Source organism: Polaromonas sp. CG_9.5 (assembly GCF_035984465.1).
Classification (GTDB): domain Bacteria; phylum Pseudomonadota; class Gammaproteobacteria; order Burkholderiales; family Burkholderiaceae_C; genus Polaromonas.
On record NZ_JAXCHR010000059.1, the window covers coordinates 1 to 2,409 of the forward strand.

General features: G+C 68.1%; 3 protein-coding genes. All 3 read right to left on the bottom strand.

Annotated elements, in window-relative coordinates:
- Window positions 1-1,404 (bottom strand): IS66 family transposase (gene tnpC, locus RCH06_RS17735; protein WP_327082787.1); only part of this gene is annotated, 1,404 nt, incomplete at its 3' end.
- A gap of 135 nt (window positions 1,405-1,539) precedes the next feature.
- Window positions 1,540-1,887, bottom strand: a complete 348-nt coding sequence (gene tnpB / locus RCH06_RS17740; protein ID WP_036805733.1) for an IS66 family insertion sequence element accessory protein TnpB — start codon at window positions 1,885-1,887, stop codon at window positions 1,540-1,542.
- Window positions 1,884-2,300, bottom strand: coding sequence for an IS66-like element accessory protein TnpA (gene tnpA / locus RCH06_RS17745; protein ID WP_036812434.1), 417 nt, complete (start codon window positions 2,298-2,300; stop codon window positions 1,884-1,886). Before tnpA ends, tnpB begins: the two co-directional genes overlap by 4 nt.
- Between the last annotated feature and the right edge of the window lie 109 nt (window positions 2,301-2,409).

Here is a 2,409-nt window from a genome sequence, read left to right on the forward strand (position 1 = left end):
CTCGCCGCCGGCGTCCGAGCCAAAGTGCAGGTAGTTCTTGCGCCCGAGGACGACTGCGCGCAGCGCCCGCTCGGCCGCGTTGTTGTCCATCTCGATGTGCCCGTCGTCCACGAAACGCACAAGGGCTTGCCAGTGGTTGAGCGAGTAGCCAATGGCCTGCGCCATGGACGACTTGGCCGAGAGCTGGCCCAGGGCTTGCTGGAGCCAGCCCTGCAGCGCCTCGACCAGGGGTTTGGCGCGGCTTTGCCGCTGGCGCTGTCGCTCCACGGCGGATTTGCCCCGAATATCTTTCTCGATGGCGTACAGCGCCCCGATGCGCAGCAGCGCCTGGTGCGCCAGCGTGCCAGGCATCTCGCCTTGGCCCTTGTGGATTTCATAGTATTTTCGCCGGGCGTGAGCCCAGCAAGCAGCTTCGACGACCTGGCCATCGGCAAACAAGGCGTCGTAGCCGGCGAACGCGTCGGCCTGCAAGGTGCCGGCAAAGCCTGAGAGGTGGCCCCTGGGATGCTCGCCCTTGCGGTCCGGGGAATACTGAAACCACACCGCTGGCGGCGACGCATCGCCGCCGGGGCGGTCGTCGCGCGCATACACCCACAACCGGGCCGTGCGCGTCGTGCCCCGGCCCGGGCTCAGGACTGGCACGGGCGTGTCATCGGTGTGGATCTTGCCCGCGCTCAGGACGTAGCGGCGCACGGCGTTGGCCAAAGGCTGGAGCAGCCGCGCCGCGCCGGCCACCCAGTCCGCCAGCGTGGAGCGCTCAACCACCACGCCCTGGCGGGCGTAGATCTGGCTCTGGCGGTAAAGGGGTAGGTGGTCGCAGAACTTGCCCACCAGCACCTGCGTGATGACGCCGGCGCCGGCCAGGCCGCGCTCGATCGGACGGCTCGGCGCGCTCGCCTGAACGATGGTGTGGCAGCGGGCGCAGGCGAGTCTGGGGCGCACGTGGCGCACGACCCTGAAGCTGCCAGGCTGGTACTCCAGCACTTCGGAGGCATCCTGGCCAATCTGGCGCAGTCCGGCGCCGCACCCCGGGCAGGTGCATTGTGGCGATGGAAGGTGCGTCACCTCCTGGCGCGGCAGGTGCCCGGGCAACTGCCGGGGGGCGGTGCGGCAGGCCACCGCCTGGCGCTTGTGGCGGGCTTCCTCAAGGTCGGCGACAGGGGCGCTTTGCGCGGCCTGAGCCGCCTCCCCCTTTGGCACGAGTGCAGCGCCAGGCGCCTTTACTGCTGACGGCGCGCTTTCCACCTTCTCGCTCGAGCGCCCGTAGCGCATGCGCCTGAGATGAAACAGCTCCAGCGTGAGCTTGTCGAGGGCCAGGCGCAGCGCGCTGATCTCCAGGTCACGCTGCAGGGCGCCTTGCTTCAAGGCATCGATCTGTTGCAGCAGCAGCGCGTGTGAACTCATGGGCATCACTTTGCCAGCAAAACCGGCGTGCCAACAGAAGGGGTTTCACGGTTGCGGGTAGCCCCCGCATGTGGTGTTGCGTCCGCCCGGATCCCCGTGCATGCCCTTTGGGGAGCAGGTCATCCGTTCATGAACTCAGGCGGCGAGCGTGGGCTGCCAGGTGCGCACCGGCATGCGCCAGTCGATGCCTTCGAGCAGCATGGACAGCTGTGCCGGCGTCAGCGAAACCGCGCCGCAGTCGGCCTGCGGCCAGACGAAGCGGCCCTTCTCCAGGCGCTTGGCAAACAGGCACATGCCCTGGCCGTCCCACCACAGCAGTTTGACGATGTCGCCGCGCCGGCCCCGAAACACAAACACGTGGCCCGAGAAGGGATCGAGCGCCAGCGCGCTTTGCACCAAGGCGGCCAGGCCGTCAAAGCCGCGGCGCATGTCCGTCAGGCCCGCAGCCAGCCACACGCGGGTACCCGCCGGCAGACCGATCACGACGCGTCCCGCAGGGCTTGGAGCACGCAGCGCACACTGGCCGCATCGACGCTGCCGCGCAGTCGCACGCGCGCGCCGCCCACTTCAATTTCGATGACGCCGGCCGCCGCCGCCCGTGCCGGGCTGGCCCGCACCGCTGGCGCTGGCATTGGCAACTCGATGATCGCGCTTGCCGGTGGCAAGGGATCCATGGTGACCGGCAGCAGCACGGCCTGCGTAACGGGTTTGAGCCGCGCTGGGCGGTTAGCCTGTGCGCGGCGCCACTTGAACAGCAAGTTGGCATTGATGCCGTGCGCCAGCGCGATGGCCGCGACCGAGGCGCCGGCCTGCTCTGTCAGCTTGACAAGCTTGCGTTTGAAGGCCGCGCTGTGTCTGCGTTTGGTGGCCTTGAGGGGATCTTTGAGAGGTTCCATGATGGTGTGCACTTGTCCGGGTTAAGTGCACACCATCGTGGTGGGCAACTCCCCGGATACTGCCCGGCTCATCAACCCGGCGCAAGAATGGTGTTCGTCGGACGGTTAC

Excerpts from the sequence above, each read along its gene's own strand:
- tnpA (WP_036812434.1), bottom strand. The coding sequence starts at position 2,300 with ATGGAACCTCTCAAAGATCCCCTCAAGGCCACCAAACGCAGACACAGC.